This window comes from Kordia aestuariivivens (assembly GCF_014397005.1).
GTDB lineage: Bacteria > Bacteroidota > Bacteroidia > Flavobacteriales > Flavobacteriaceae > Kordia > Kordia aestuariivivens.
On sequence record NZ_JACGWS010000016.1, the window covers coordinates 96,519 to 118,540 of the forward strand.

Sequence of the window (22,022 nt, forward strand, 5' to 3'; positions counted from 1 at the left end):
TTTAGCTAAAACATAAAACCACCTATATAATCAATTATTACAGCTTCTTTACACAAGGAGCCACTAATTACTATTAAAAAAGTAACTATGGAAAATGAAAAAGTATATCTGAAACCCAATGTAGTTTTAGAACCATTAATAGATAAATGGTATGCTTGGACGCATCTAATTTATCCGCCTACATCAGCGATGAATATGAAGTCTAGACATTTAAAAATCATGAACTCGTATGTGCAAGCTCCAAACATTCACATGGCAGCTACGCGAAATCCTAAAATGTTGGGTGGCCCTTTCATGAACTACAAATCAAATCGAAAGGAAGAAGTACAGGCACTCATAAAACATGCGCACGAAGATCGAAAAGAGATGCTTGAATTAGCGAAAGCAATTCATGAATTGACCAGATTATTGGAAAAACACGGAGATGGATACTCACTAGAACCGATATACGAAAAAGTACCAGAAGTACTAAAAGGATATGTTGAACTCAATTACGATCTCAACGGAAATCCTTCGTTTAGAATCTTTGAAAGTCTCATGTACAAAAGTGAATACTACAATACGGATGCACAAAGTATCACGCTTTGGCTTACCGAAAATGACGAACGTCCTTTTGTATTGAGTACAGCAAGATTGCCTGATGAAAATTGCTTAGAAATCAACATTCCGTTTGCACATAAAGCCATTGACAAAATGTGTAGCATGCGAAATGTACCTGATACCTTAGAAAATCTGTACAACGATTTCAACATAACTGAAGATCAAAAAGCATTATTTCAATCATTATTTACCACGGAAGAACCTGTAAAATATAAAAAATATACAGGCGATAAAATCAGAATGCGCTATTACGGACATGCGTGCATCTTAATAGAAACCAAAGACATTTCCATATTGGTTGATCCTGTAATAAGCTATTACGGATATCAAAATGAAGTCAACAGGTATTCATTACAAGACTTGCCGGAAGAAATTGATTATGTGTTAATAACACACAACCATCAAGATCATATTTTATTTGAAACCATGTTGAGTTTACGACACATGGTAAAAAACGTTGTAGTTCCAAAAGGAGCCACAGGAAACTTGCAAGATCCAAACCTAAAACTCATGTTGCAAACCATTGGTTTTGAAAACGTGTTGGAATTAGGAGATTTGGAAACCATTGAAGCGAACGAATGTAAAATTACGGGAGTTCCTTTCTTGGGAGAGCATGGCGATTTAGACATTCAGGCAAAAATATGTTACGCAGTTAACATCGGTAAAAACTCAATGATGTTCATGGCAGATTCTTGCAATATAGAACCCAAACTCTATGACATTGTAGCAAAGCACATTGGTTCTATTGATGTTATCTTCTTAGGAATGGAATGTGATGGTGCTCCTTTTTCTTGGGTTTACGGACCATTAATAGAAAAAGAAGTAGACAGAGATATTGACAGTACTAGAAGACTCGCAGGATCAAACTTCGAAAGAGGAAAAGGCTTGGTCAAATCGTTTCAGCCAAAAGAATTATACGTCTACGCAATGGGATTAGAACCTTGGGTAGAATTTATCAGTAGCGTTCGTTACAATGAAGAAGCGCATCCAATAGTAGCTTCAAACAATCTCATCAATCATTGTAAGGAAAACAACATAGAAGCCGAGCGCTTGTATGGGGAAAAAGAATTACACTATGAAATTGACTAATTAAATAATAAACCGAATTAAAAAAAGGAAAAAATGAAAACACTAACATCACACCAAGACATTATAGTTGAAGAAGACAAATATCCAATGACCATTACTTTTAAAGATGGAAGCATGGATAAGTTTTTAGCATACTACGAAGAAAATAAAGAAGTTATTGAAGATCGATTAATGCATGTTGGAGCAATTCATGTCGTTGGAATTAATATTGACAATGTTGACAAGTTTGGAAGTCTAATGGAGGAATTATGTCCAAAAGCACCCGCTTTTCTTGATGGAAACTCTTCAAGAGGAAAATACTCTTCAAACGTATACAATGCTTCTGAATACGATGAAGCTTCCATAGTACGATTACACACAGAGTTTTCATACTCTAACATTTATCCGAAAAAAATATTCTTCTGTTGCCAAAATCCAGCAACTACAGGCGGACAAACTACTGTTGGCGATTGTAAAAGGGCGTTAGATTTAATCAAACCTGAAGTCGTTGAAGCATTTGATACAAAACAAATTACATACATCCGAAACTTACACTCAGGTGCTGGTTTAGGACCATCATGGCAGGAAGCATTTGAAACTGAAGATAAAAGCTTCATGGAAGCATACTGCAAGGAAAATGGAATAGAAGTAGACTGGAGAAAAGATGGAATTGTACGATTAACGCAACACAGACCTGCCATTAGAAAACATCCAATTACTGGAGAACGCTTATGGTTCAATCAAGTAGATCAATTCTTTCCTGCCGCAATGTACGAAGAAGAAATATACGAAACACTGTTACTTATGAATGGCGGAGAAGAAGACGCATTGCCAATGTTCTCTCGTTTTGCTGATGGAACAGAAATCAAAAAAGAATACATCGAAAATATCATTGAAGTATTAGACGAACTTACCATTCCTGTACCTTGGCAAAAAGGCGATTTATTAATGGTTGATAATATGACTGCCCTACATGGTAGATTACCATTTACTGGCGATCGTAGCATTTTAGCATCTATGGGATAATCTCAAGCGAATACCAACGTAGTAGCGTACCCAACATCTTACACAAACTATAGATGTTACCAAAAAAAATAAAAATTAATAAATTGAACATGCAAAAATTTAAATCATATACATTAAATAAACTTGAAAAGATTCCTCAATTAAGTGGTCTTAGTGAAGAGCAAATGGAGGAAATAAAAATAGTAAGCTCAATTTATCCTTTCAAAACAAACAACTATGTATTAGAAAAACTTATCGATTGGAATAACATTCCAGATGATCCAATCTTTCGTTTAAACTTTCCGCACAAGGAAATGTTGCAAACAGAAGATTTTGAACAACTAAAAGAAGTCCGCGCAAACGGAACGGAGCAAGAAATCAAACAAGTAATTTATGACATTCGAATGAAGTTAAATCCGCATCCTGCGGGACAAACAGATTTGAATGGTGCGTATCTTGGAGAAGAAAAACTAGAAGGAATTCAACATAAATACAATGATATTTTATTGTTTTTTCCTAGCCAAAGTCAAACCTGCCACGCGTATTGTACATTTTGCTTTCGATGGCCACAATTTATCAACGATTTAGATTTTAAAATTCAATCAAAGGAAATTGATCCACTGTTAGAATACTTAGAAAGAAATCCGCAAATTTCAGAAGTATTGTTCACAGGAGGCGATCCGATGATTATGAATTCGCGTGTGTTGGATTCGTACATAGAACCATTACTCAAAGTAGATAGCATCACTACCATTCGTATCGGAACCAAAGCATTAAGCTATTGGCCATACAAATTTACAACGGATGATGACGCGGAAGGAATGCTGAATGTATTGCAAAAAATTACAGATGCCGGAAAACACTTAGGGTTTATGGCACATTTTAATCATCCAGTAGAATTAGAGCCACCAGTAGTAAAAGAAGCAATCGATAATTTACGAAAAGTTGGAGCAACCATACGAACACAATCTCCTTTATTACGATTCATAAACAACAGTGCAGAAACATGGACAACCATGTGGGAAAGGCAAGTACAACTCAATTGTATTCCTTACTACATGTTTTTACCAAGAGACACAGGCGCGCAACACTACTTTGCAGAAACGTTGGAAAGTGCATATGAATTATATACAGAAGCCATCCGAAATTGCACAGGATTAGCATCCACGGCAAAAGGACCTGTAATGTCTATGACACACGGAAAAGTAGAAATACTAGGCGTTAATGACAATGTATACACGTTACGATACGTAAAACACAGAGATAATAGCAAAACATTTAAAGTATTCACAGCGGAACCTACGACACCAAAACCTATGTGGATTGATGATTTAGTAGAAGTAAAATCAGAAATAACGAATTATTAATTTTAAACCATAAATACAATGAAAAAAAGTTTCAAAAAATTAAGCTTGGAAAAGCAAACAGTTTCAAAATTAGTACAGGCGCGCATAAGCGGAGGAGAAAATAGTTATGTCTGTACAAAGAAGTTTTCAAGAGATTACGGAGAATATTGTCGTAGTGAAGCATGTAACGGTGATTCACCAATGTAGCATACTTCTCTAGAGCCCTTACTGTGTAGCATACATTACAAAAGTCTCAATGAAGAGACAAAATTTAACCCAATTAACTTTAAGATTATGAAAAAAAGTTTCAAAAAATTAAGCTTAGAAAAGCAAACAGTTTCAAAATTAGTACAAAGACGTATACTTGGAGGAGAGAATACATACGTATGTACAAAGGAATATTCTAAAGATTATGGAGAGTTTTGTCGTAGTGAATTGTGTAGCGAGCAATAGTATAAGTAAACTTCACTAAAAAGCTAAACTGTCCCTACAAATATTTGGATGCTTAAGTAATAGAAGACTATAAAAAATATAAAAGCCCAAGGATGTAAATTCTTGGGCTTTTCTATGTTTTATAATTACTGCGATAAAAACTTTAATGTAAAAGTAGTCTGTTTTCCTTCTTCTGATTTCACGACCAAAGTTCCATGATGTAATTGCATAATCTGCTTGGAAAGACTCAATCCAATTCCTGTACCAATCTTTTTGGTCGTAAAAAAGGGCATGAAAATTTTATCAATAGCTTCGGGAACAATTCCTTTTCCATTATCCATTACAGCAACAAAAGGAACGCCTTTTTCATCGTATCCGCCCGTAATTTTAATTCTAGCATTTGCAATACCTTCATTTGCTTGAATAGCATTCTTTACCAAATTAATAAGTACCATTTCCAACAAATACGAATCTCCTTTAATTTCAATAGCTTTCGCTGGAATTGAATATTCAAAGGCAATGCCTGACTTTGTAACTTCTGGATCAAGTAATTGGGACGTTTTCTGGATGAGTTCGTTTAAATCAAGTTGTTCAAAATTTGGTTTTGGAAGATTTGAATACACACGATACGAATCAATAAACTTTACCAAACCGTCTGTTCTATTCCCAATAGTGCTCAAACCTTCTTTTAAATCTTCTACACTTTCTTCTGGTAGAATATACTTAGAATCTTCCAACACTAAATCTTCATCCAAAATATCTTGAAGCGTAGCATTCAAAGAGCTAATCGGCGTAATGCTGTTCATAATTTCATGACGCAAAATCTTAATTAGATTTTGCCAAGATTCAATTTCTTTCTGTTGAAGTTCTGAATAAATATTCTGAAACGTAAAAATTCGAACGGTTTTACTCTTAATTTTCAACGAAGTAGATCGAATAATAAGTTGTGTATTATCATGAAAATCCAACAAATAATTCGAGTTTACACTAAATGAATCTAGTATTTTATACAAACGCTTATCAATAGATTTCAATTGATCAATATGGTTGATGCGTCTAAGATTTATGATCTTCTTAGCACGATCATTCACCAACACAACACTTCCATCATTATGTACCACCATAAGTCCGGTATTTACTTGCTGTAAAATGGTTTTTAAATACTGTAAATTTTCCTCTTTAGAAGCCCGTTCTTTTCGAAAAGCTTCTAAAATAGAGTTGAATGAATTATTAAGTCCTTTAAAATTCCGATCCAAACTATCATCAGAAGAAAACTTCAACACAAAATCAGCATACTTTATAGAATCGATAAAACGTTGCAATTTTTGATTCGTCTTAGCAATAAAAAGATATAAATAGCGAAACAAGATCGCGCCAACAATTGTACACAAAATAGCGCCAAAAACTGCGGGAAAATTTCCGATGAAAAACACCAAATAAAGCGCAGCAGTAAAGCTAAGGCAAATGCCTATGAGGTAAATTATTATTTGAAGTTGAAATCTATTAAAGACCATATTTTTTTAATCTTCTATAGAGTGAAGCTCTGGTGATTCCTAATTGTTCTGCGGCTAAGGAAATATTCCCGTCATGTGTGGTCATGACTTTCTTAATGTGTTGTTTTTCAATTTCATGCAGTGTCGATGTATCCCATGAATCATCTAAAGTTTCAGCATCAGAAGCTTGTCGTTTCAACTGAAAATCATCCGTAGACAACATTGGCATTGTACTCATAATAACGGCACGTTCAATTGTATGCTGTAACTCACGAATATTTCCTGGCCAATTGTAGGCTTTCAATTCTAAATAGGCATTCTTATGAAATCCTTCCAACTTTTTTTGATACTTCTCGGAATATTGTTTCAAATAATGATCTGCCAATAAAACAATATCTCCTTTTCGTTCCCGCAATGGCGGCAAATCAATTTCAATGGTATTAATTCTGTATAATAAATCTTGTCTAAATTCTTTTTTAGAAATCATATCTGGAAGTGACATATTTGTAGCACAGATCAATCGGATATCAATTGGAATTTCTTTCGTGCTTCCAACGCGGACAATCTTTCTGCTTTGCAAAGCGGTTAATAATTTCGATTGAAGATGCGGCGATAAATTGCCAATTTCATCCAAAAACAAAGTTCCACCTTGTGCGAGTTCAAAACGTCCTACACGATCTTCGCGCGCATCTGTAAAAGCACCTTTCTTATGTCCAAACAATTCGCTTTCAAACAAAGAAGCACTAATAGAACCGAGGTCTACACTCACAAAAGGTCCAGAACTTCTGTTTGAATGTTCATGAATTGCTTTCGCGATTAATTCCTTTCCAGTACCATTTTCACCTAAAACAAGCACATTAGCATCTGTAGCTGCAATTTTATCAACCACATTAAAAACCGCTAACATTGGTTCGCTTTCGCCAATAATGGTTGGAAATTTTTGTTGGTAATTATTTGTCGTTGTTTCGGAAAGTTCATTCTTTTCCTTTTGAATTGCGTCTCGCAAAGTTTTCAAAAAAGCTTCATTATCCCAAGGTTTCAACACAAAATCGGTAGCGCCCATTTTCATTGCTTTAATCGCAAGTTGAATATCGCCATACGCTGTCATCATTACAACAGGAAGCGTAGCGTCCAAATTTTTGATTCTTTGCAACCAATCAAAACCTTCTTTTCCGCTACTAATATCTTTGGTAAAATTCATATCGAGCACTACCACATCAAATGTATGTTGTGCTAAAATACTTGGAATTCTTTCCGGATCCGTAGATGTTTCAATATGTGCAAAATAACGCTTCAAAAATAACTTTGCAGCAACAAGAATATCGTAGTGATCATCTACGATTAAAATGCTTCCAGATTTTTGCGGTTTAGACATATTGTGAATGTTTTAAATCATCTCTTCAAACAATATAAAATTTTTAAAAAGATGTGAATAACAAAAATACACTTTTATTCAAGAAATAGGCTAAAAGTTTTACAACTACTGTTGTTTTTGAATGTGTAAAAAAAACCTAAATTAGCTGTTCAACACTGCAAAAAAGTGTTCGATTTCGGACATAAGTGTTCGATATCGAACACTTATGAAATATGGGGTTTTCGCGTAAAGTGTTGTACATGAGCTACTAGTAAAAAGTGGTACGCATATTGCTAAAGTGGTAACAAAATTTAATAGTATATATAGATGGACAAAAAGATCGCCAAAAAAAAGTGGACATATAAAAAAATAACCTCTATCGCATTGGTTGTTTTCTTTGCAGGATTTATCTTGTATTACTTCTTATTACGTGAAAATAAATCTACCCTAAAAATTGACCCAGCTAAAGTAGCATTTTCGAGTGTTGTAAGTGGAGATTTTCAAGAGTATATTATACAACTTGGAGAAGTAATTCCGGGAAGAACCTATTTCTTAGATGCTGTTGAAGGTGGGAACATCACCAAAATTTTTAGAGAAAGTGGTGCGGATGTAAAAAAAGGAGATAAAATTATCGAATTGGAAAACATCAATTTAAGACTAAGTGTACTAAGTCAGGAAAATTCATTGAACGAACAAATCAATAGAATTCGTACAACGCGACTTCAATTAGATCAAAACTTCTTAACGAAGAAACAAGAATTAGCACAAATAGAAAATCAACTGCAAATTCTAAAGCCACAATTTAGAAGAGATAGTATCTTATTCAAAAAGCAATTGATCTCTAAACAAACTTTTGAAAAAACAGAAGCGGATTATAAATACAACATCAAAAGAAAAGTATTTACACTCAAAGCATTTGAGAGTGATTCTACGGCGCGTGTGTTACAATTAAAACAATTACGTTCTTCGGAAGCAAGTATGTTAGAAAACTTAGATGGAGTTCGACAAATATTAGATAATCTAATTATTAAAGCACCAATTGATGGACAATTATCTTCTCCGCAATTGCAAGAAGGTCAAAACATTAACAAAGGAGAACGTTTAGGACAAGTTGATGTTTCGGGTGTCTATAAGATACGAGTTCCTGTAGATGAATTATATTTATCTAAAATTAAAAAAGGGCTTCGTGCAACTACTGAAATTGCAAATAAATTGTACGAACTTCAAATTACGTATGTATATCCAAACATAACCAACGGACGATTTGATGTTGATATGCAATTCATGGAAGCAATTCCAGAAGGTATTAGAAGAGGACAATCATTACGATTAAAAATAGAATTAGGAAATCCATCTATTGCAACGCTCATTCCGGTTGGAGGATTTTACCAAAGTACAGGTGGAAACTGGATTTTTGTAGAAGACGGCACCAACAAAGCTGTTAGAAGACAGATCCGATTAGGAAGACGAAACACGGCAAATTATGAAGTCATTGACGGATTAAGTCCAGGAGAGCGCGTTATTATTTCTTCATATAGTACGTTTGGGGAAAATGAAGAGTTAGTATGGTAACTGAATAATAAACATAAGAAAAAGGGGATATGATCAAAATTAATAAATTACTAAAAGTATACGTGAGCGATGAGGTGGAAACTACCGCTGTAAACGAAATAAGCTTGACAATAAATAAAGGAGACTTTATAGCTATAATGGGACCTAGTGGATGTGGAAAATCATCGTTATTAAATATTTTAGGATTATTAGATAGCGCTTCTGGAGGAGAATATTGGTTTGGCGATGAAGAAGTTGTAAAATATTCAGAAAAAGACAGAGCGAACTTACGAAAAGGAAACATCGGATTTGTATTTCAAAGTTTCAACCTTATAGACGAATTAACGGTATTTGAAAATGTAGAATTACCATTATTATACTTAAAAGTATCTAAAGCAGATCGTGTTATCAAAGTAAACGAAGCATTAGAGCGAATGGGAATCATGCACAGAAGAAGTCACTATCCGCAACAATTATCAGGTGGACAACAACAGCGTGTGGCAATTGCCAGAGCTATTGTAACAAAACCGAAAATTATTCTTGCTGATGAGCCAACAGGAAACTTAGATTCTGCTAACGGAACAGAAGTGATGAATTTATTGCAAGAACTAAACGAATCTGGAACTACAATTGTAATGGTGACACACTCGCCAGTTGATGCAAAATATGCAGACCGTATCATTAATTTATTTGATGGAAAAATAGTGACAGAAAACATAAACAAGTCTCAAGAACTAGAACCTAACATTGACAATGAATAAGCTATTTTTTACATATTTTTTAATTCTATTTATTGGAAACTCCATGTTTCTTAATGCCCAAGATATATTAACTCTTGATGAAGCATTAAAATTGGCGGTAGAAAATAATGTAGATATTGCTAAAGATAAAAATAACGAAGCTACTACAAAGTTTGATAAAGCAAGAGCGTTTGTTTCATTATTACCATCTGTAAACGGTTCAGCAAATCTATCTGAATCTACGGGAACCAATTTTGACCAAATTACTGGAGTGTTAAGAACAGAAACTGGACAGTATGTAAATGCTTCCATTACAGCAAGTTGGGATATTTTGAATGTGTTCAATAAAATTGCAGATGTAAAACAGTCCAAATACAATCATGAAAGTCAAAAAGCACAATTAGCGTATACAAAAGACTTTGTAATGTTGAATGTGGTTGGAAGATACTTGGAAACATTACAAGCCATCAAACAAGATGAAATTTTCAGTAAGTTTTGTGATGTACAAGAAGAACAATTAAAAAGAACACAAGAGCTTATCAGAGTTGGTTCATTACCAGGACAGGATTTTTATACTCAAAATGCGGAATGGAGTCGTTTAAAATCTTCCAGAGAAGACAATTTAAATGTATTAAATACAAAAAAGAATGAACTTATATTATTGCTCCGAATAAATCCAGCAGAAGAAATTCAACTAGATAAAGACCTAGAAGCAAAATTATTCAAAGGCGATATAAATATTGATAGTTTATACTTACAAGCACTAGAAGTTCGTAACGATTACAAACAGCTTCAATCACAAGCATTGGCGAGTAAATATCAAGCGAGTTTACAACGTTCTAGGTACATACCATCTATATCATTGTTTTACAATTATGGATCACAATATTCATCTTTTCAGGCGAGAACCTTTAATGAGCAGTTTCTAAAAGATAACATTACCAATACTTTTGGACTTTCTATAAATGTTCCAATATTTAATGGAATGGGCGTAAGAAATGCTGTGTACAAAGCCCGACAAGATTATCAAAATGCAGAACTAGATGTTATACAAGTTAAAAATGACATCTATGTAGAATTGAAAAACATTATCAATACCATTTCGGCAAACAAAAAGAAAGTTACCTATAGACAAGATCAAACAGAATCAGCAAAAAGAGCGTATGAATTAGAACAAGAGCGATACTACTTAGGACAAGGAAATCCTTTAGACTTAGGCGTAGCGCAACGAAACTATATTGAAGCTTCTTTATTACTCAACCAAATAAATTACCAACTAATGTACAATAGATACGAACTTTTATTCCTAACAGGAAGCATTGATTCGCTATTGTAAATACAAGTTAAAACTTTTTATTTCAGGGATTTAGGACCATAACCATACTAACAATAAATGAAGAATAATTCTAAAAAGCCTAAAAACTGGAAATAAACATTTTTATTAATAATTGTTTAGCTCAATGATTTAGAGTTCACTGATCATAACCCGATCTCTACATCAGAAAAACAGCCTTCTCCCACGGAAGGCTTTTTTTGTATGTAAAATTTCTGTTTAGAATCTGTAATAACTAGAGTTCGATATAAAAATTACACGCAGGTGATTCTTTTTCCGAAGTGTAGCAGGCATTTTTCGTTAAGAATTTTTGAAGCCTTGGAAAAAATTTAGAAAAATGAATGCGGTTTTAGTTTTTCGAGAGAAAAACTAAAAACACCTCTGGAAAAAGCGCACTTTCTTTTGTTTCTTTTCTTTGTGCGCGCAAAGAAAACGAAAACGAAATACTTAGTTCTAAATTTTCAAGAGATAATCAAATTTTGTTTTATAGAAGTTACATCAAATTCATATTATAATAACAAAAAAAAATCACCAAAATGAATTGATGAATTTTTAAAAATTTCATAGTGAAAAAATGAAGTTTTAACATGTTTTATAAACAAGCGCAATCTGATTGTATATGTACTGTAAATGGAGCTGGATCAGTAGTTCCGCAATCACCTTGAAATGAACATTCATGCGTACAATGGTTAGAACATATATATCCAGATTTTGCTCCACCACCATTAACTTGGTTTGTGTCTAAATTTGATACTGAGTTTTTCTTTAAGTTTAATTTTGCGTGTAAGCTCTTTTTTTTCATAATAATACAGTTTATAGTTAATATGCTAAAATCGTTTACAGACAGTCTTAGCTTCTGTCTTACACTGTAAATATGAGCAAACTAAACACTGTAAACAATAGTAAATTCATAAGCGCAGCTATCTACTTCATATTCGAGATTAAATCAAAAAAATGGTCAGAAGAAATTCTGACCATTTCTGAACCGAAGTTCTTTTTATAATTTATCTTTCTGTAGGACAACCAGTAACTGTTAAATTACACCAACACGACCCAGCTAATCCAGTACATAAATAACAAGTGTCAGCATAAGTTAAAATACCTTTTCCTTTTATTTCTTCTTGTTCCTTTAAACTAGAAATAGATTTTTTGTTGAGTTCCAATGATTTAAAATTCTTTTTTTTCATAATAATTATAGTTTGAAGTTAATAAATTAGTAGTGTGTATTGACAGTTTTTCTCTGTCTTACACTGTAAATATGCGCAATGTAATCACTGTAAACAATAGTAAATTCATAAGTGTACGTGTCTATTTCAAATTCGTAATCAATTCCATAAAACATATAAAAAAAAGCCGCTTACATAAAATGCAAACGGCTTTTAATTCGATCTAAAAAATTACTTTTAATAATCTAAAAAGTCTTTAAAATCTTGTATATCATTATACTGTGTATAACTACAATTTGTATCATTTATTGGTTCATCAAAATTTCTATATGGACGTGCAATTATAATATTATCATAGTTGTTCACATACGCGTTTGTAACGATTACATTGTGTGTCGTAGAATAAACATTATCACCTTCACTACCTGTTGTTGTTCCTAGTAGCGGATCGTAATAGCGTATAATTCCATCATTAAAATTTTCTAATGGATTCATTGAATGACCAGTTGTAGTAATCGTGTAGTTTCCTGTATAATTCATTGACTTTGGAAAATACAATTCAATACACTGTTGATTCAGAATATAACTGATAAACAGTCCTGTAAGACTTGAATGTCCACCGCCATTGATTCCTTGTGGAGGTGGATTTGGTCTAGTTTTATCGTGACTTGGACGGCCTTCAATGAAATAAAAGTTTGTTTGGTTACGAAATGCATCTGCAAAAGCAGTATTGTTTTCTAACAGTTGATTCAATCTAATAACTCGATTTCCATTTTGAAGCAACGCTGCAATTTCTAATTTTGCATCTAGATTATCTCTCAGGACGCTTCCTGCAATATAAGCTGTCCAACGCATATTGATTTCCAATATTTCTCGCTCACTGTAATTGCTTGTAGTTTCAAAACTTTTAAGTGTTATTGGTTTCGATTGTATTGCTTCTTCTTCAAATAATGAACCTTCTTTCTGACAAGAAAAAACACAAAGAAGCAACAATAAAGGAAATAGTATCTTTTTCATCTGCAATATAGTATAAGGTGATTTTTGTTTCAATAATCTAAAAAGTCTGTAAAATCTTCAATGTCGTCATATTGTATATAATCACAACTGATGCCATTTATAGGTTGAGAAGGCAGTCTATAAGGACGCGCTATAATGATATTATTGTAATTTTGCACATACGCAGGCGTGACCATTACATTGTGTGTGGTAGAATATAGATTACTGCTTCTTTCTAATTGCGGTTCGTAATAACGAATAATTCCAGCATTCGAATCATCTTCCGCATTCATTGGATGTCCTGTTGTGGTAATCGTGTAATTTCCAGCATAATCCATTGACTTTGGAAAGTACAATTCAATGCATTGTTCGTTCAAAATATAATTTATAAATATTGCTGCATGGTTAGATTGTCCGCTTCCTATTGGAGGTGGATTTGGCCGCGTTTTATCATGATTTGGATAACCCATAATCAAATATAAACCTGCCTTTTGATGAAATGTAGTTGCAAATACCGTATTGTTTTCTAAAATCTCATGCAACTTAACAATAGTATTTCCACTTTGAAGTAATGCTGCAATCTCCAATTTTGCTTCCGGACTATCTCTTAAGACACTTCCTGTAATATATGAAACCCAACGCAAGCTGATTTCTAATTCTTCTCGTGGAGAATAGGTGTCATCTGAAGGACTTCTTGAACTTTTAATAATTGTTGTTTCAATGGCTTCTTCTTCGGTTAAAGGATCTTCTTTTTGACAAGAAAAAATACAAAGAAGCAACAGTAAAGGGAATACTATCTTTTTCATATACAATGCTATTATGAGATGAACTTTATTTTAAAAATAAGGATTAATTTACGAATAGAACGATTGCAATGATACTTGAAGGCTTTCACTTCATATTCGCGCGACTTTACTTCATATTCGTGAAATAATTGGAGTTCGATATAAAAATTATAAGCAACGGATTCTTTTTCCGTAGTGTAGCAGTCATTTTACGTTAAGAATTTTCGAAGCCTTGGAGAAAATTTAGTAAAATGATTGCGGTTTAAGCTTTCCAAAGAGAAAGCTTAAAACACCTCTGGAAATCGAAGATTCATGAATACTTTAGTTTAAAATATAAATAATATGAGCTAAAAAGCGCACTTTCTTTTGTTGAAGCCTGTGCTGAACTTGATTCAGTATTCTTTGTGCGAGCAAAGTAAAAGAAAATAAAAAACTAAAAATGAAATACTTAGTTCTAAATTTTCTAGAAATTATATCGAGAACTCACGTTAAAAAAATCACGTAAATATCTTCTCTAATGTAAAGTCTTTTCTTCTGCTAGAAACGGGAACTTTAATATCCAAATGTATAATGAGTACACCATTTTTATCATACTTAATGACATGTTTCTTATTTACAATATACGATTGATGGCAACGAATAAACAATTCTGGAGATAACAATTCTTCCACCTTTTTCAATGGTTTTGAAATCATTATCTTTTCTTGTTGTTGTGTGTAGAATGTAGTATAATTTCCTTCTGAACGACAATATAAAATATCTTTCTCATAGACTGCGTACACAGCGTCAGACGTTTTTAAAATCACTCTTTTCTCTTTTACACCTTCAAAGAAATCTTGTGAAACTTCTATTAATTTATCCAAATGATTTTCTTCGCTTTTAAGTGCAATCACTTTTTCAATAGCTTCCGTAAATTCGTCTTCGTCTACAGGTTTTAAAATATAATCTAGCGCGCCAACTTTAATTGCTTTAATAGCATTATTATCAAACCCTGTGATGAAAATTATATTGAATGCTTTATTGTCAATTGCTGTCAATAGATCAAATCCGGTGCCGTCGCCTAAATGAATATCGAGCAAAATCAAATCGGGTTTCAAAGCCTTCACTTGTGCAATTCCAGAAGCAACATTGGAAGCTTCACCAACAACTTCAACAGTTTCGCTAAAATGTTCTCGAAGTTTCTCTTTCAAGTCATTGCGAATTGCGGCTTCGTCATCAATAATGAGCGTTTTAATTTTCATCTGAAAGTTTATAAGGAATCGCTAAGGTAACTAAAACTCCTGTTTCTGATTGTGTGTTTGTTTCAATAGAAACTTCTTTTTTGGTCGATTTTTTCAAGAAATCAGCAATTAATTTGATCGAAACAGAGTCTTTAAACGTACTTCCTGGATCTGAAAATCCTTTTCCGTTATCGCGAATTGCACATAAAATATAGCTGTCTTTCTTCGTGAATGTCAACGCAATCAAACCACCATGTTCCATCGCGGAAAAACCGTGTTCAATACTATTTTCAATAAAAGGTTGCAACAGCATTGGCGGAACAAAAATAAAATCATCTTCCTCCATATTTTCGTAGGTAAACGTATAGCTAAATTTTTCTGGGAAGCGAATCAACTGAAAATCCATGTACTTTTTAAGCGCGTCAATTTCTTTTTCAAATTGAATGTAATTTTTTGTCGAATTTTCTAAAATCAAACGCAACAATCGTGAAAACTTTACCAAATGTTTTTTTGCTTCTTCCGAACTAAATTTAATCGTATTCTGAATAGAGTAGAGGACATTTGACGTAAAATGCGGATTCATCTGACTGCGCAATAAACGTTGTTGCATTTGTAAATTGAGCCGTTCAAAACGTAGTTTTTTATTTCTATAATAGAGAATTCCGCCTAGCGTAAACAACAATAAAACACTGAAAAGTAGAAACAAAGTATTGCGCAATCGGATATTTTTGAGTTCAGTATTTTTCTTTTGTTCAAACAGTAAGGCTTCATTTGCTGCCGATTCTTTCAACGCAAGCAATTCAGATTCGTATTTGTCTTGGTATGATTTATTTTGATTGTCCAACAAACGATCGAGTTCAGTTTCAACAATTGCTAACGATTCTTGCGTTTCGTTTGCTAATTTGAGTTCATATTTTAAAATATTTCGTTGATAATCGTTTGGTAATTTTTCAAAATTTTGACCTTTTGCAGAATCTAAATACTTACGTGCTTTGTCATACTCTTTTATGATAATATACGCTTCAGCGATGTTGGAATAACTATTTGCCAACAGTTCATTTTGATCAAAAACTTTCAATAATTTTACATTTTTGAGTGATTTTTTATAGTTTGAAATCGCACTTGTAAAATCACCTTGATAAAAATCGTAAATACCTCTGGAAGAATATACTTGACGTTTTAAATCGGTGGTTAAAAGCGAATCTTTTCGAATTAAATCATCTAAGATTTTTACACCTTCGTTTTCACGATTTAAGTAATATAAAATATTGTATTGACTCAGTAACTCTTGATGGTTTGTCAACTTCAAAGAAGGATTTTTTTCAATAATTTCAATCCGTTTTTTATTGGCTGAAAGTGCTTTTTCATAACGCGAAGTCACTTTGTAAATATCTTCCAGAAAGAAATAATAATGACCTGAATTTAGCGGGTCTTTTTTCAAGTTTATTTTTCGTTTGAACGAATCTGCTAAAGTCATACAATCGCCATATTTCCCAAGACTTTTATAGGTTTCAAAAGCAACAAAATACTGAAAGAACTGTCGCGAATTTTGAATAGAATCTTCTTGTGCTTCTGTGGCTTTATAGAAATATTCTGAAGCATTTTCTAAGTCGCTTAGCTCTCTGTAATACAATCCAAACTGAAACAAATTTTCGGTTTTCAACGAATCAGAAACGCCCGCGTGTTGCTGAATGAGTTTGTCTGCTTTTTGCAGATAATAAAATGTAGAATCTGAAGCAGTTTTTATAGCTTTTTGCTGAAGCGAACTAACCTTTTGAGACGCTTCAACAGGAGTCAATTTTTTTTGACAACCAATCACTACAAACACTAAAAATACACACGATAGATACTTTGACATAATGTAAACATAAGTAAAAAATGTATGTTTACAAATGTTAAGTGCTGTTTGTGGTGCGCGTATTAAAAAATCCGAAATCTTTTCAGTACAATAAATACGATCAATATAACAACGATTGCTCCAATAGAGAGCCACAGATTATTGATGCTCGAAAATGAAGTTTTAGTGCGTTGTAAAGTTGCTATTTCACCTAAAAAATTTGCGTCTTGCATTAACGATTCAAATTGTGATTTAGAAGGATCAATCACAATTGTATATTTCTCTTTTTCAATAAGATTCGCGATACTTTTATAAAAGTTACTATTCTTATTTAAGTTGTCAAAATCGACATCACTCACTATAATATTAGTGTCTTTTTCCTGAAAAATAACAGCAACCCAACGTTCTTTATCTTTATTAAACATATTTAAGAAATAATGATCTTTGTATTTTTTAAATACACATTTCGACTTTTTAGGAGCGGTATTTTCATCATATTCTAAAATCAGATTTGTTTTTAAATCAATCTCATAAATCAATTGTTTCTGATAGCTATAGTTTTTATTATCAATGCTTAATGGGAAAGTTTTGAAGATTTGTCCTTTTTCATCTTGTTCTTTTAATTGTAAAAGTTGGCTAGATTCCTGTTCTGTTAAGTTATTTGAAGTACTTTTTTTGTTTTCTAATTTTTCTTTTAAAGCATGCAAACTATCATTTTTGTATACCAAAAGTTCGCCTTTGATCGTATAATATTTTGATTTTTTTGCAAGTTCTTCTTTAGTGAATGACAAATAACTTACAATGGTTAATTTGTGTTGATCGGTCACTGTAAATTTTATAAAATCGCGTCCTAATTTAAAATCATCTCCCGCAGGCTCTTTTGTAATAAGCTCAAAATCACCATCAAAATAAGATGGAAATGCTCTTAAAATAGGAGATTCATCAGATGGAAGCGGCTTTAATGTTTCGACAGAGCTACAACTTTGAAAAATAGATATAGAACAGAGTAATGTGCAGATAAAAGTGAATTGTATAATTTTAGTTTTGATCTTCATTTCGAGTTACTTTTTTAAGATGTTTACCATCTAATTTATTCATACTTAAAGTTATGCTTTTTTTTAGGACTTAAAAAAGGTTTTCCGTAAACAACACTATTTTCTAATTATACATTACAGAAATGGTGGTTTTTCTGTAACGGCAAATCAGTGATTATTTCTATCTTGAAGTATAACCCAAAAAACTTTTAATCATGAAAAAACAACATTTACAATCGTTAAAACTAAACAAAAAGACAATTTCAAAAGCAAACATTGTTGCTGTAAAAGGTGGCGGACATACACAATTGGCTACAAATTGTGTAACGGCGTGTATTTCCTGTCAAGATCCAAGATAAGCATCACCAAAAACAAAAAGCGAACTTCTCAGTTCGCTTTTTATATAATATAGTAAGAAACAATTTAACTCGCTTCTACGATTTCTAAAGTATACATTGGATCTTCGGCATCATTCAATGCAAATTCAACAGAAGTTACTTGAAAATCTTCCCAATCACTTGGATCAATTGGCCAGCCACCAATTCTATTATAATCTTTATCGAACACATTAAACATTGGATAATTATAATCTGCTGTTCCAACTGCAATACCGCCAAAGACTGAAACGCCATCAGAAAATTTTGCATACGAAGCTGCCATAAATCCGCCTTCGCTCACTCCTTCAGGAATTTTGAATTTAGATGGATCTTGCATCATTTCTGTCCATATATTTTTTCCGTTTTTCGGAATTGTCATGGTTGCTTTTAAATTCGTTGCCATACTAAAAAGTTTTTTTAAATTGATATTATTCAAAGTTATACATAATGGCACGAATAAAACAGCGTATAAATACCTCATTTCTAAAACGAAGAAAGCTCCCATAATTGGAAGCTTTCTTCGTTTTTTATAGTGCAATATGCTTTACTTTGTAGCTTTAACTTTTGCTTTGTCTGCAACAATTCTTTGATCTCTATTTGCCAATTCCCATGCGGTGTGAAATACTAATTTCGTACGGTTTGTCAATAAATCGTAGTTAATCTTATCGGGCGTATCTGTTGGCTTGTGGTAATCGTCATGAGTTCCGTTGAAATAGAAAATTACAGGAACATTGTTCTTTGCAAAATTGTAATGATCAGAACGGTAATAATAACGATTTGGATCATTTTCATCGTTGTATGTATAGTCCAATTCAATGTTTGTATACTTCTTATTAATCTCTTCAGAAATGTTGTGAAGTTCTGTACTTAACTTATCAGAACCAATTAAATAGATATAATTACGATCGCCTTCTGTACGTTTTGGATCAATACGACCAATCATATCAATATTCAAATCGGCAACGGTATTTTCTAATGGAAAAATTGGATTATCTGTATAATATCGTGAACCTAACAATCCTTTTTCTTCTCCTGTTACATGTAAAAATACAATAGAACGTTTTGGACCATTTCCTTCTTTTTGTGCTTTTTGGAATGCTTCTGCAATTTCAAGAATCGCAACCGTTCCAGAACCATCGTCATCAGCTCCATTATAAATCTGACGTGCCTTAATTCCTTCGTGATCTAAGTGTGCAGAAATAACAATATATTCTTCTGGATTTTCTGAGCCTTTAATAATTGCCACTACATTTTCCGAATCGATATCGTTGATTTTATCTTTGTTTATCAACGTACCATCTACTTTAATTGTTGTTGCATTTTCATCCGCTGCAATTGTCGGATACAAATCAGTAGCTAATTGAGTATCAATGTAATAATTAAAGAATGTATTCGCTTCACCTTTTAAAGAAATACTACTATTACTTCGCATGTAATTAAACTGCGCCTTCACACGGGGATATAATTTATCTACATAGAATAATACACCTTTTGCTTTATGATCTTCCGCAGCTTTTAATTTAGCTCCTATTGCTTGAATAACATTTCCAGACCATTTTGTAGCGTCTTCAGTTCCAGAAATTACATAATTTCCATCTTCTTGTTTTGGTTCTCCTAATTTGATTAAAATTACTTTGCCTTCAACATCTTGTCCTTTATAGTTTGAATACTTTTCATCATCAATTCCATAGCCTAAGTATACAACTTCAGAAAATGCAGTTGTTCCATTTTCGTTTGGTCTTATAGATATAAACTGTTCTATAAACGGATATGATTTTCCATTGATCGTTAATTCAGAATTTAATTTACTTCCTTTCTGTAATGGAACATTTTGATAGTAATTTCCATCTTTTTGTGCCGCAGGAATATTCAAACTTTTATATTCATCTCTCAAATATGCAACCGCTTTTTTCTGTCCTGGTGATCCAGTATCTCTACCTTCAAACTCGTCAGAAGCGTACGTATATAAGTGTGTTTTTAATTCATCTTCGGTAATTGTGTTTGCATATGGGACAGGATCCAAATTCCGAACTGCTTTTTGATCCGCAGTTTTTTGGTTAGTGCCACATCCAATCAAAGCCAAAAGTGCTATGGATAGTAATTTTCTCATATTTCGTTTTTTAGGATTTCCAAAGGTATTGAAATAGAATTTTTGTTTTGTTATAGATTTCTTAAAAAAATGTGAAAACGCTGATTTTTAGGCATGAACTCATCTTGACTTTTTGTTTTTAACCGAAAATGAGTCAAAATTTGTTCAGATAAAACTATTTTTAAAAGGCATAGCATCGCTACGCATGAGAAAATAGCTGAAATATGGGCGAATTTTAGCCATTTTTTAGGAAATAGAAAAAGTCAAGATGAGTTCTATAAAAAAAAGTCCATCAGTTGTATTTCTGATGGACTTTCTGATGAATTTTTATATTTATTCTAATCCTTCGAGCTCTTTCTCGATCTCTTTGACGTCTTCTTTTTCTTGTTGTTCCTTCTCTTTTACAGTTTGTTTTACATCATCTGCCACTTTATTCTCTCTAAACATATTCATTGTGGTAATAGCTGCTGCCAGAAATGATAATGCAATGATCAACTTTGGAACACTATCACGCAAACCATTTCTTTTAGAAATAACCAATGCAGCTATTCCTAAAATAAGTCCTAAAGCAATAGGCATAAAAGCAAAACTATCTAAAAAGAAAGAAAATAAAAAACCTAATACGGCAGCAATGCTACCTATAATAATACAAAAAGTTCTCATGGTATGTATTTTAGTTTTAATGATTAATTAGCTAAGCCAGTAGCGTTTGTTAATTGTAACGTTCCGCTTCCGATAGGAATGGTAAACCGTGCTTGTACAGGAATTTTGTTTGCATCAGCTGTTAACCAAAGTGTTCCAGATTTTAAAAAATCACCCGAAGTCAATACTTGTAACTTATAGCATTCTTTTTGCCCTAAGTTTCCAGCACGGATCGTTTCTTTTCCAACAAATTTAATGGTAATTGATGTTTCTTCTCGATCAAACAAAATTTTAAACGTTTTAGTATCTCCAATTTTAGCGTTTTCAATAGGTAAGTTTCTTAAATTATATAACGTAGAAACTACATCCATTGCTCCGCTACTAAAGCTAAAGTTTTTATCTTGAACCCAATCAGTACCATTTCCTCTGCGTTTGGTTTGTGTACTTTTTATCGTTTTTGTCTTCTGATTGTACACATACTTCATTTTCTTCTTATAACCGCCTTCTTGGATATCTCTTTTGTACAATAAAGGAAGTAATGAATATTTGCTTACATACGATTCATAAACATCACGAATTTTAAAAAATGCATCAAGCTTTTTATAAGTATTTGCACGACATTTAAAATGCAACAATGTACTACTTGATGTTTTTACTTCTGATGTTTCCATGCTCACTTGCGCTAACTCTGTCATTAAGCCCGACACTTTATAAGATGCTGTAAACGTTAGTTTTTCGCCATCTTTAAAAGCCAAGCTTTCTTGAGCAATAGCAACAGCTTGAGACATACATAGTACCAAAAACAGACAAACTATCTTTTTTATATTCTTCATTATTGAGTTCTTTATTCTTTATATTAACGCAGCATAAATCACTTATTGTGCCAAACCTTATTAATGTGTACAAAACATCGTATTACATTTTGTAGCTTTGGCAAAAATACACCATTACACT

The 22,022-nt window shown here is 32.8% G+C and carries 21 protein-coding genes; 8 read left to right on the forward strand and 13 right to left on the reverse strand.

The window, feature by feature from the left end; all coding sequences use genetic code 11:
* Positions 1–87 precede the first annotated feature (87 nt).
* From H2O64_RS20575 to H2O64_RS20590, 4 genes are all read left to right on the forward strand, one after another.
* Positions 88–1,689, forward strand: a complete 1,602-nt coding sequence (locus tag H2O64_RS20575) for an MBL fold metallo-hydrolase (RefSeq protein WP_187564124.1) — start codon at positions 88–90, stop codon at positions 1,687–1,689.
* 33 nt (positions 1,690–1,722) lie between these two features.
* Positions 1,723–2,694 carry a TauD/TfdA family dioxygenase gene (locus tag H2O64_RS20580; protein WP_187564125.1) on the forward strand — a complete coding sequence of 324 codons (972 nt, stop codon included), beginning with the start codon at positions 1,723–1,725 and terminating at the stop codon, positions 2,692–2,694.
* Positions 2,695–2,783: 89 nt separating this feature from the next.
* Positions 2,784–4,040 carry a KamA family radical SAM protein gene (locus H2O64_RS20585; protein WP_187564126.1) on the forward strand — a complete coding sequence of 419 codons (1,257 nt, stop codon included), beginning with the start codon at positions 2,784–2,786 and terminating at the stop codon, positions 4,038–4,040.
* Between the two features lie 18 nt (positions 4,041–4,058).
* The gene (locus H2O64_RS20590; protein ID WP_187564127.1) at positions 4,059–4,226 is read left to right on the forward strand and encodes a hypothetical protein; all 168 of its coding nucleotides are present in this window, start codon (positions 4,059–4,061) and stop codon (positions 4,224–4,226) included.
* 371 nt (positions 4,227–4,597) lie between these two features.
* On the opposite strand, the gene H2O64_RS20595 is transcribed toward H2O64_RS20590, so the two are convergent.
* Both H2O64_RS20595 and H2O64_RS20600 read right to left on the reverse strand, forming a co-directional pair.
* On the reverse strand, positions 4,598–5,965 hold the full coding sequence (locus tag H2O64_RS20595; RefSeq protein ID WP_187564128.1) for a sensor histidine kinase: 1,368 nt from the start codon (positions 5,963–5,965) through the stop codon (positions 4,598–4,600).
* Positions 5,955–7,319: a sigma-54-dependent transcriptional regulator gene (locus H2O64_RS20600; RefSeq protein ID WP_187564129.1), complete on the reverse strand. Its 1,365-nt coding sequence runs from the start codon at positions 7,317–7,319 to the stop codon at positions 5,955–5,957. The genes H2O64_RS20595 and H2O64_RS20600 overlap by 11 nt, the downstream gene beginning before the upstream one ends.
* A 306-nt stretch (positions 7,320–7,625) precedes the next feature.
* Between H2O64_RS20600 and H2O64_RS20605 the strand changes: the two genes are divergently transcribed.
* The 3 genes from H2O64_RS20605 to H2O64_RS20615 are packed head-to-tail and all read left to right on the forward strand — an operon-like array spanning position 7,626 to position 10,925.
* Entirely contained in the window at positions 7,626–8,870 is a 1,245-nt protein-coding gene (locus tag H2O64_RS20605) for an efflux RND transporter periplasmic adaptor subunit (RefSeq protein WP_187564130.1), read from the forward strand.
* A gap of 29 nt (positions 8,871–8,899) precedes the next feature.
* A complete protein-coding gene (locus H2O64_RS20610) occupies positions 8,900–9,610 on the forward strand; it encodes an ABC transporter ATP-binding protein (protein ID WP_187564131.1) in 711 nt (236 codons plus the stop codon).
* Complete coding sequence (locus H2O64_RS20615; protein WP_187564132.1) at positions 9,603–10,925, forward strand: TolC family protein; 1,323 nt, start codon at positions 9,603–9,605, stop codon at positions 10,923–10,925. Before H2O64_RS20610 ends, H2O64_RS20615 begins: the two co-directional genes overlap by 8 nt.
* A 589-nt stretch (positions 10,926–11,514) precedes the next feature.
* Here H2O64_RS20615 and H2O64_RS20620 read toward each other — a convergent pair.
* The 7 genes from H2O64_RS20620 to H2O64_RS20650 all read right to left on the reverse strand — a co-directional run bounded on the left by H2O64_RS20620 (position 11,515) and on the right by H2O64_RS20650 (position 17,981).
* On the reverse strand, positions 11,515–11,724 hold the full coding sequence (locus H2O64_RS20620; RefSeq protein ID WP_187564133.1) for a class I lanthipeptide: 210 nt from the start codon (positions 11,722–11,724) through the stop codon (positions 11,515–11,517).
* 202 nt (positions 11,725–11,926) lie between these two features.
* Complete coding sequence (locus tag H2O64_RS20625) at positions 11,927–12,109, reverse strand: hypothetical protein (RefSeq protein WP_187564134.1); 183 nt, start codon at positions 12,107–12,109, stop codon at positions 11,927–11,929.
* A 216-nt stretch (positions 12,110–12,325) separates the two neighbouring features.
* Complete coding sequence (locus H2O64_RS20630; RefSeq protein WP_187564135.1) at positions 12,326–13,105, reverse strand: hypothetical protein; 780 nt, start codon at positions 13,103–13,105, stop codon at positions 12,326–12,328.
* A 29-nt stretch (positions 13,106–13,134) separates the two neighbouring features.
* Positions 13,135–13,890: a hypothetical protein gene (locus tag H2O64_RS20635; RefSeq protein ID WP_187564136.1), complete on the reverse strand. Its 756-nt coding sequence runs from the start codon at positions 13,888–13,890 to the stop codon at positions 13,135–13,137.
* A gap of 476 nt (positions 13,891–14,366) precedes the next feature.
* Positions 14,367–15,110: a LytR/AlgR family response regulator transcription factor gene (locus H2O64_RS20640; protein ID WP_187564137.1), complete on the reverse strand. Its 744-nt coding sequence runs from the start codon at positions 15,108–15,110 to the stop codon at positions 14,367–14,369.
* Entirely contained in the window at positions 15,100–16,947 is a 1,848-nt protein-coding gene (locus H2O64_RS20645; RefSeq protein WP_187564138.1) for a tetratricopeptide repeat-containing sensor histidine kinase, read from the reverse strand. Before H2O64_RS20645 ends, H2O64_RS20640 begins: the two co-directional genes overlap by 11 nt.
* A 62-nt stretch (positions 16,948–17,009) precedes the next feature.
* A complete protein-coding gene (locus H2O64_RS20650; RefSeq protein WP_187564139.1) occupies positions 17,010–17,981 on the reverse strand; it encodes a hypothetical protein in 972 nt (323 codons plus the stop codon).
* A 194-nt stretch (positions 17,982–18,175) separates the two neighbouring features.
* On the opposite strand from H2O64_RS20650, the gene H2O64_RS20655 reads away from it, so the two are divergent.
* The gene (locus tag H2O64_RS20655; protein WP_187564140.1) at positions 18,176–18,319 is read left to right on the forward strand and encodes a hypothetical protein; all 144 of its coding nucleotides are present in this window, start codon (positions 18,176–18,178) and stop codon (positions 18,317–18,319) included.
* A 64-nt stretch (positions 18,320–18,383) separates the two neighbouring features.
* On the opposite strand, the gene H2O64_RS20660 is transcribed toward H2O64_RS20655, so the two are convergent.
* From H2O64_RS20660 to H2O64_RS20675, 4 genes are all read right to left on the reverse strand, one after another.
* Positions 18,384–18,740: a hypothetical protein gene (locus tag H2O64_RS20660; protein WP_187564141.1), complete on the reverse strand. Its 357-nt coding sequence runs from the start codon at positions 18,738–18,740 to the stop codon at positions 18,384–18,386.
* A gap of 141 nt (positions 18,741–18,881) precedes the next feature.
* Positions 18,882–20,447, reverse strand: a complete 1,566-nt coding sequence (locus H2O64_RS20665) for a M28 family peptidase (RefSeq protein ID WP_187564142.1) — start codon at positions 20,445–20,447, stop codon at positions 18,882–18,884.
* A 312-nt stretch (positions 20,448–20,759) separates the two neighbouring features.
* Complete coding sequence (locus tag H2O64_RS20670) at positions 20,760–21,089, reverse strand: hypothetical protein (protein WP_187564143.1); 330 nt, start codon at positions 21,087–21,089, stop codon at positions 20,760–20,762.
* 23 nt (positions 21,090–21,112) lie between these two features.
* On the reverse strand, positions 21,113–21,901 hold the full coding sequence (locus H2O64_RS20675; RefSeq protein WP_235982975.1) for a DUF3108 domain-containing protein: 789 nt from the start codon (positions 21,899–21,901) through the stop codon (positions 21,113–21,115).
* Positions 21,902–22,022: the final 121 nt, after the last annotated feature.

Bases quoted from the DNA above. Each gene is read 5' to 3' on its own strand.
- H2O64_RS20615 (WP_187564132.1), top strand. From the start codon at position 9,603: ATGAATAAGCTATTTTTTACATATTTTTTAATTCTATTTATTGGAAAC.
- H2O64_RS20645 (WP_187564138.1), bottom strand. From the start codon at position 16,947: ATGTCAAAGTATCTATCGTGTGTATTTTTAGTGTTTGTAGTGATTGGT.
- H2O64_RS20580 (WP_187564125.1), top strand. From the start codon at position 1,723: ATGAAAACACTAACATCACACCAAGACATTATAGTTGAAGAAGACAAA.
- H2O64_RS20600 (WP_187564129.1), bottom strand. From the start codon at position 7,319: ATGTCTAAACCGCAAAAATCTGGAAGCATTTTAATCGTAGATGATCAC.
- H2O64_RS20670 (WP_187564143.1), bottom strand. From the start codon at position 21,089: ATGAGAACTTTTTGTATTATTATAGGTAGCATTGCTGCCGTATTAGGT.
- H2O64_RS20605 (WP_187564130.1), top strand. From the start codon at position 7,626: ATGGACAAAAAGATCGCCAAAAAAAAGTGGACATATAAAAAAATAACC.
- H2O64_RS20655 (WP_187564140.1), top strand. From the start codon at position 18,176: ATGAAAAAACAACATTTACAATCGTTAAAACTAAACAAAAAGACAATT.
- H2O64_RS20640 (WP_187564137.1), bottom strand. From the start codon at position 15,110: ATGAAAATTAAAACGCTCATTATTGATGACGAAGCCGCAATTCGCAAT.
- H2O64_RS20635 (WP_187564136.1), bottom strand. From the start codon at position 13,890: ATGAAAAAGATAGTATTCCCTTTACTGTTGCTTCTTTGTATTTTTTCT.
- H2O64_RS20665 (WP_187564142.1), bottom strand. From the start codon at position 20,447: ATGAGAAAATTACTATCCATAGCACTTTTGGCTTTGATTGGATGTGGC.
- H2O64_RS20585 (WP_187564126.1), top strand. From the start codon at position 2,784: ATGCAAAAATTTAAATCATATACATTAAATAAACTTGAAAAGATTCCT.
- H2O64_RS20575 (WP_187564124.1), top strand. From the start codon at position 88: ATGGAAAATGAAAAAGTATATCTGAAACCCAATGTAGTTTTAGAACCA.
- H2O64_RS20630 (WP_187564135.1), bottom strand. From the start codon at position 13,105: ATGAAAAAGATACTATTTCCTTTATTGTTGCTTCTTTGTGTTTTTTCT.
- H2O64_RS20650 (WP_187564139.1), bottom strand. From the start codon at position 17,981: ATGAAGATCAAAACTAAAATTATACAATTCACTTTTATCTGCACATTA.
- H2O64_RS20590 (WP_187564127.1), top strand. From the start codon at position 4,059: ATGAAAAAAAGTTTCAAAAAATTAAGCTTGGAAAAGCAAACAGTTTCA.
- H2O64_RS20625 (WP_187564134.1), bottom strand. From the start codon at position 12,109: ATGAAAAAAAAGAATTTTAAATCATTGGAACTCAACAAAAAATCTATT.
- H2O64_RS20595 (WP_187564128.1), bottom strand. From the start codon at position 5,965: ATGGTCTTTAATAGATTTCAACTTCAAATAATAATTTACCTCATAGGC.
- H2O64_RS20675 (WP_235982975.1), bottom strand. From the start codon at position 21,901: ATGAAGAATATAAAAAAGATAGTTTGTCTGTTTTTGGTACTATGTATG.
- H2O64_RS20620 (WP_187564133.1), bottom strand. From the start codon at position 11,724: ATGAAAAAAAAGAGCTTACACGCAAAATTAAACTTAAAGAAAAACTCA.
- H2O64_RS20610 (WP_187564131.1), top strand. From the start codon at position 8,900: ATGATCAAAATTAATAAATTACTAAAAGTATACGTGAGCGATGAGGTG.
- H2O64_RS20660 (WP_187564141.1), bottom strand. From the start codon at position 18,740: ATGGCAACGAATTTAAAAGCAACCATGACAATTCCGAAAAACGGAAAA.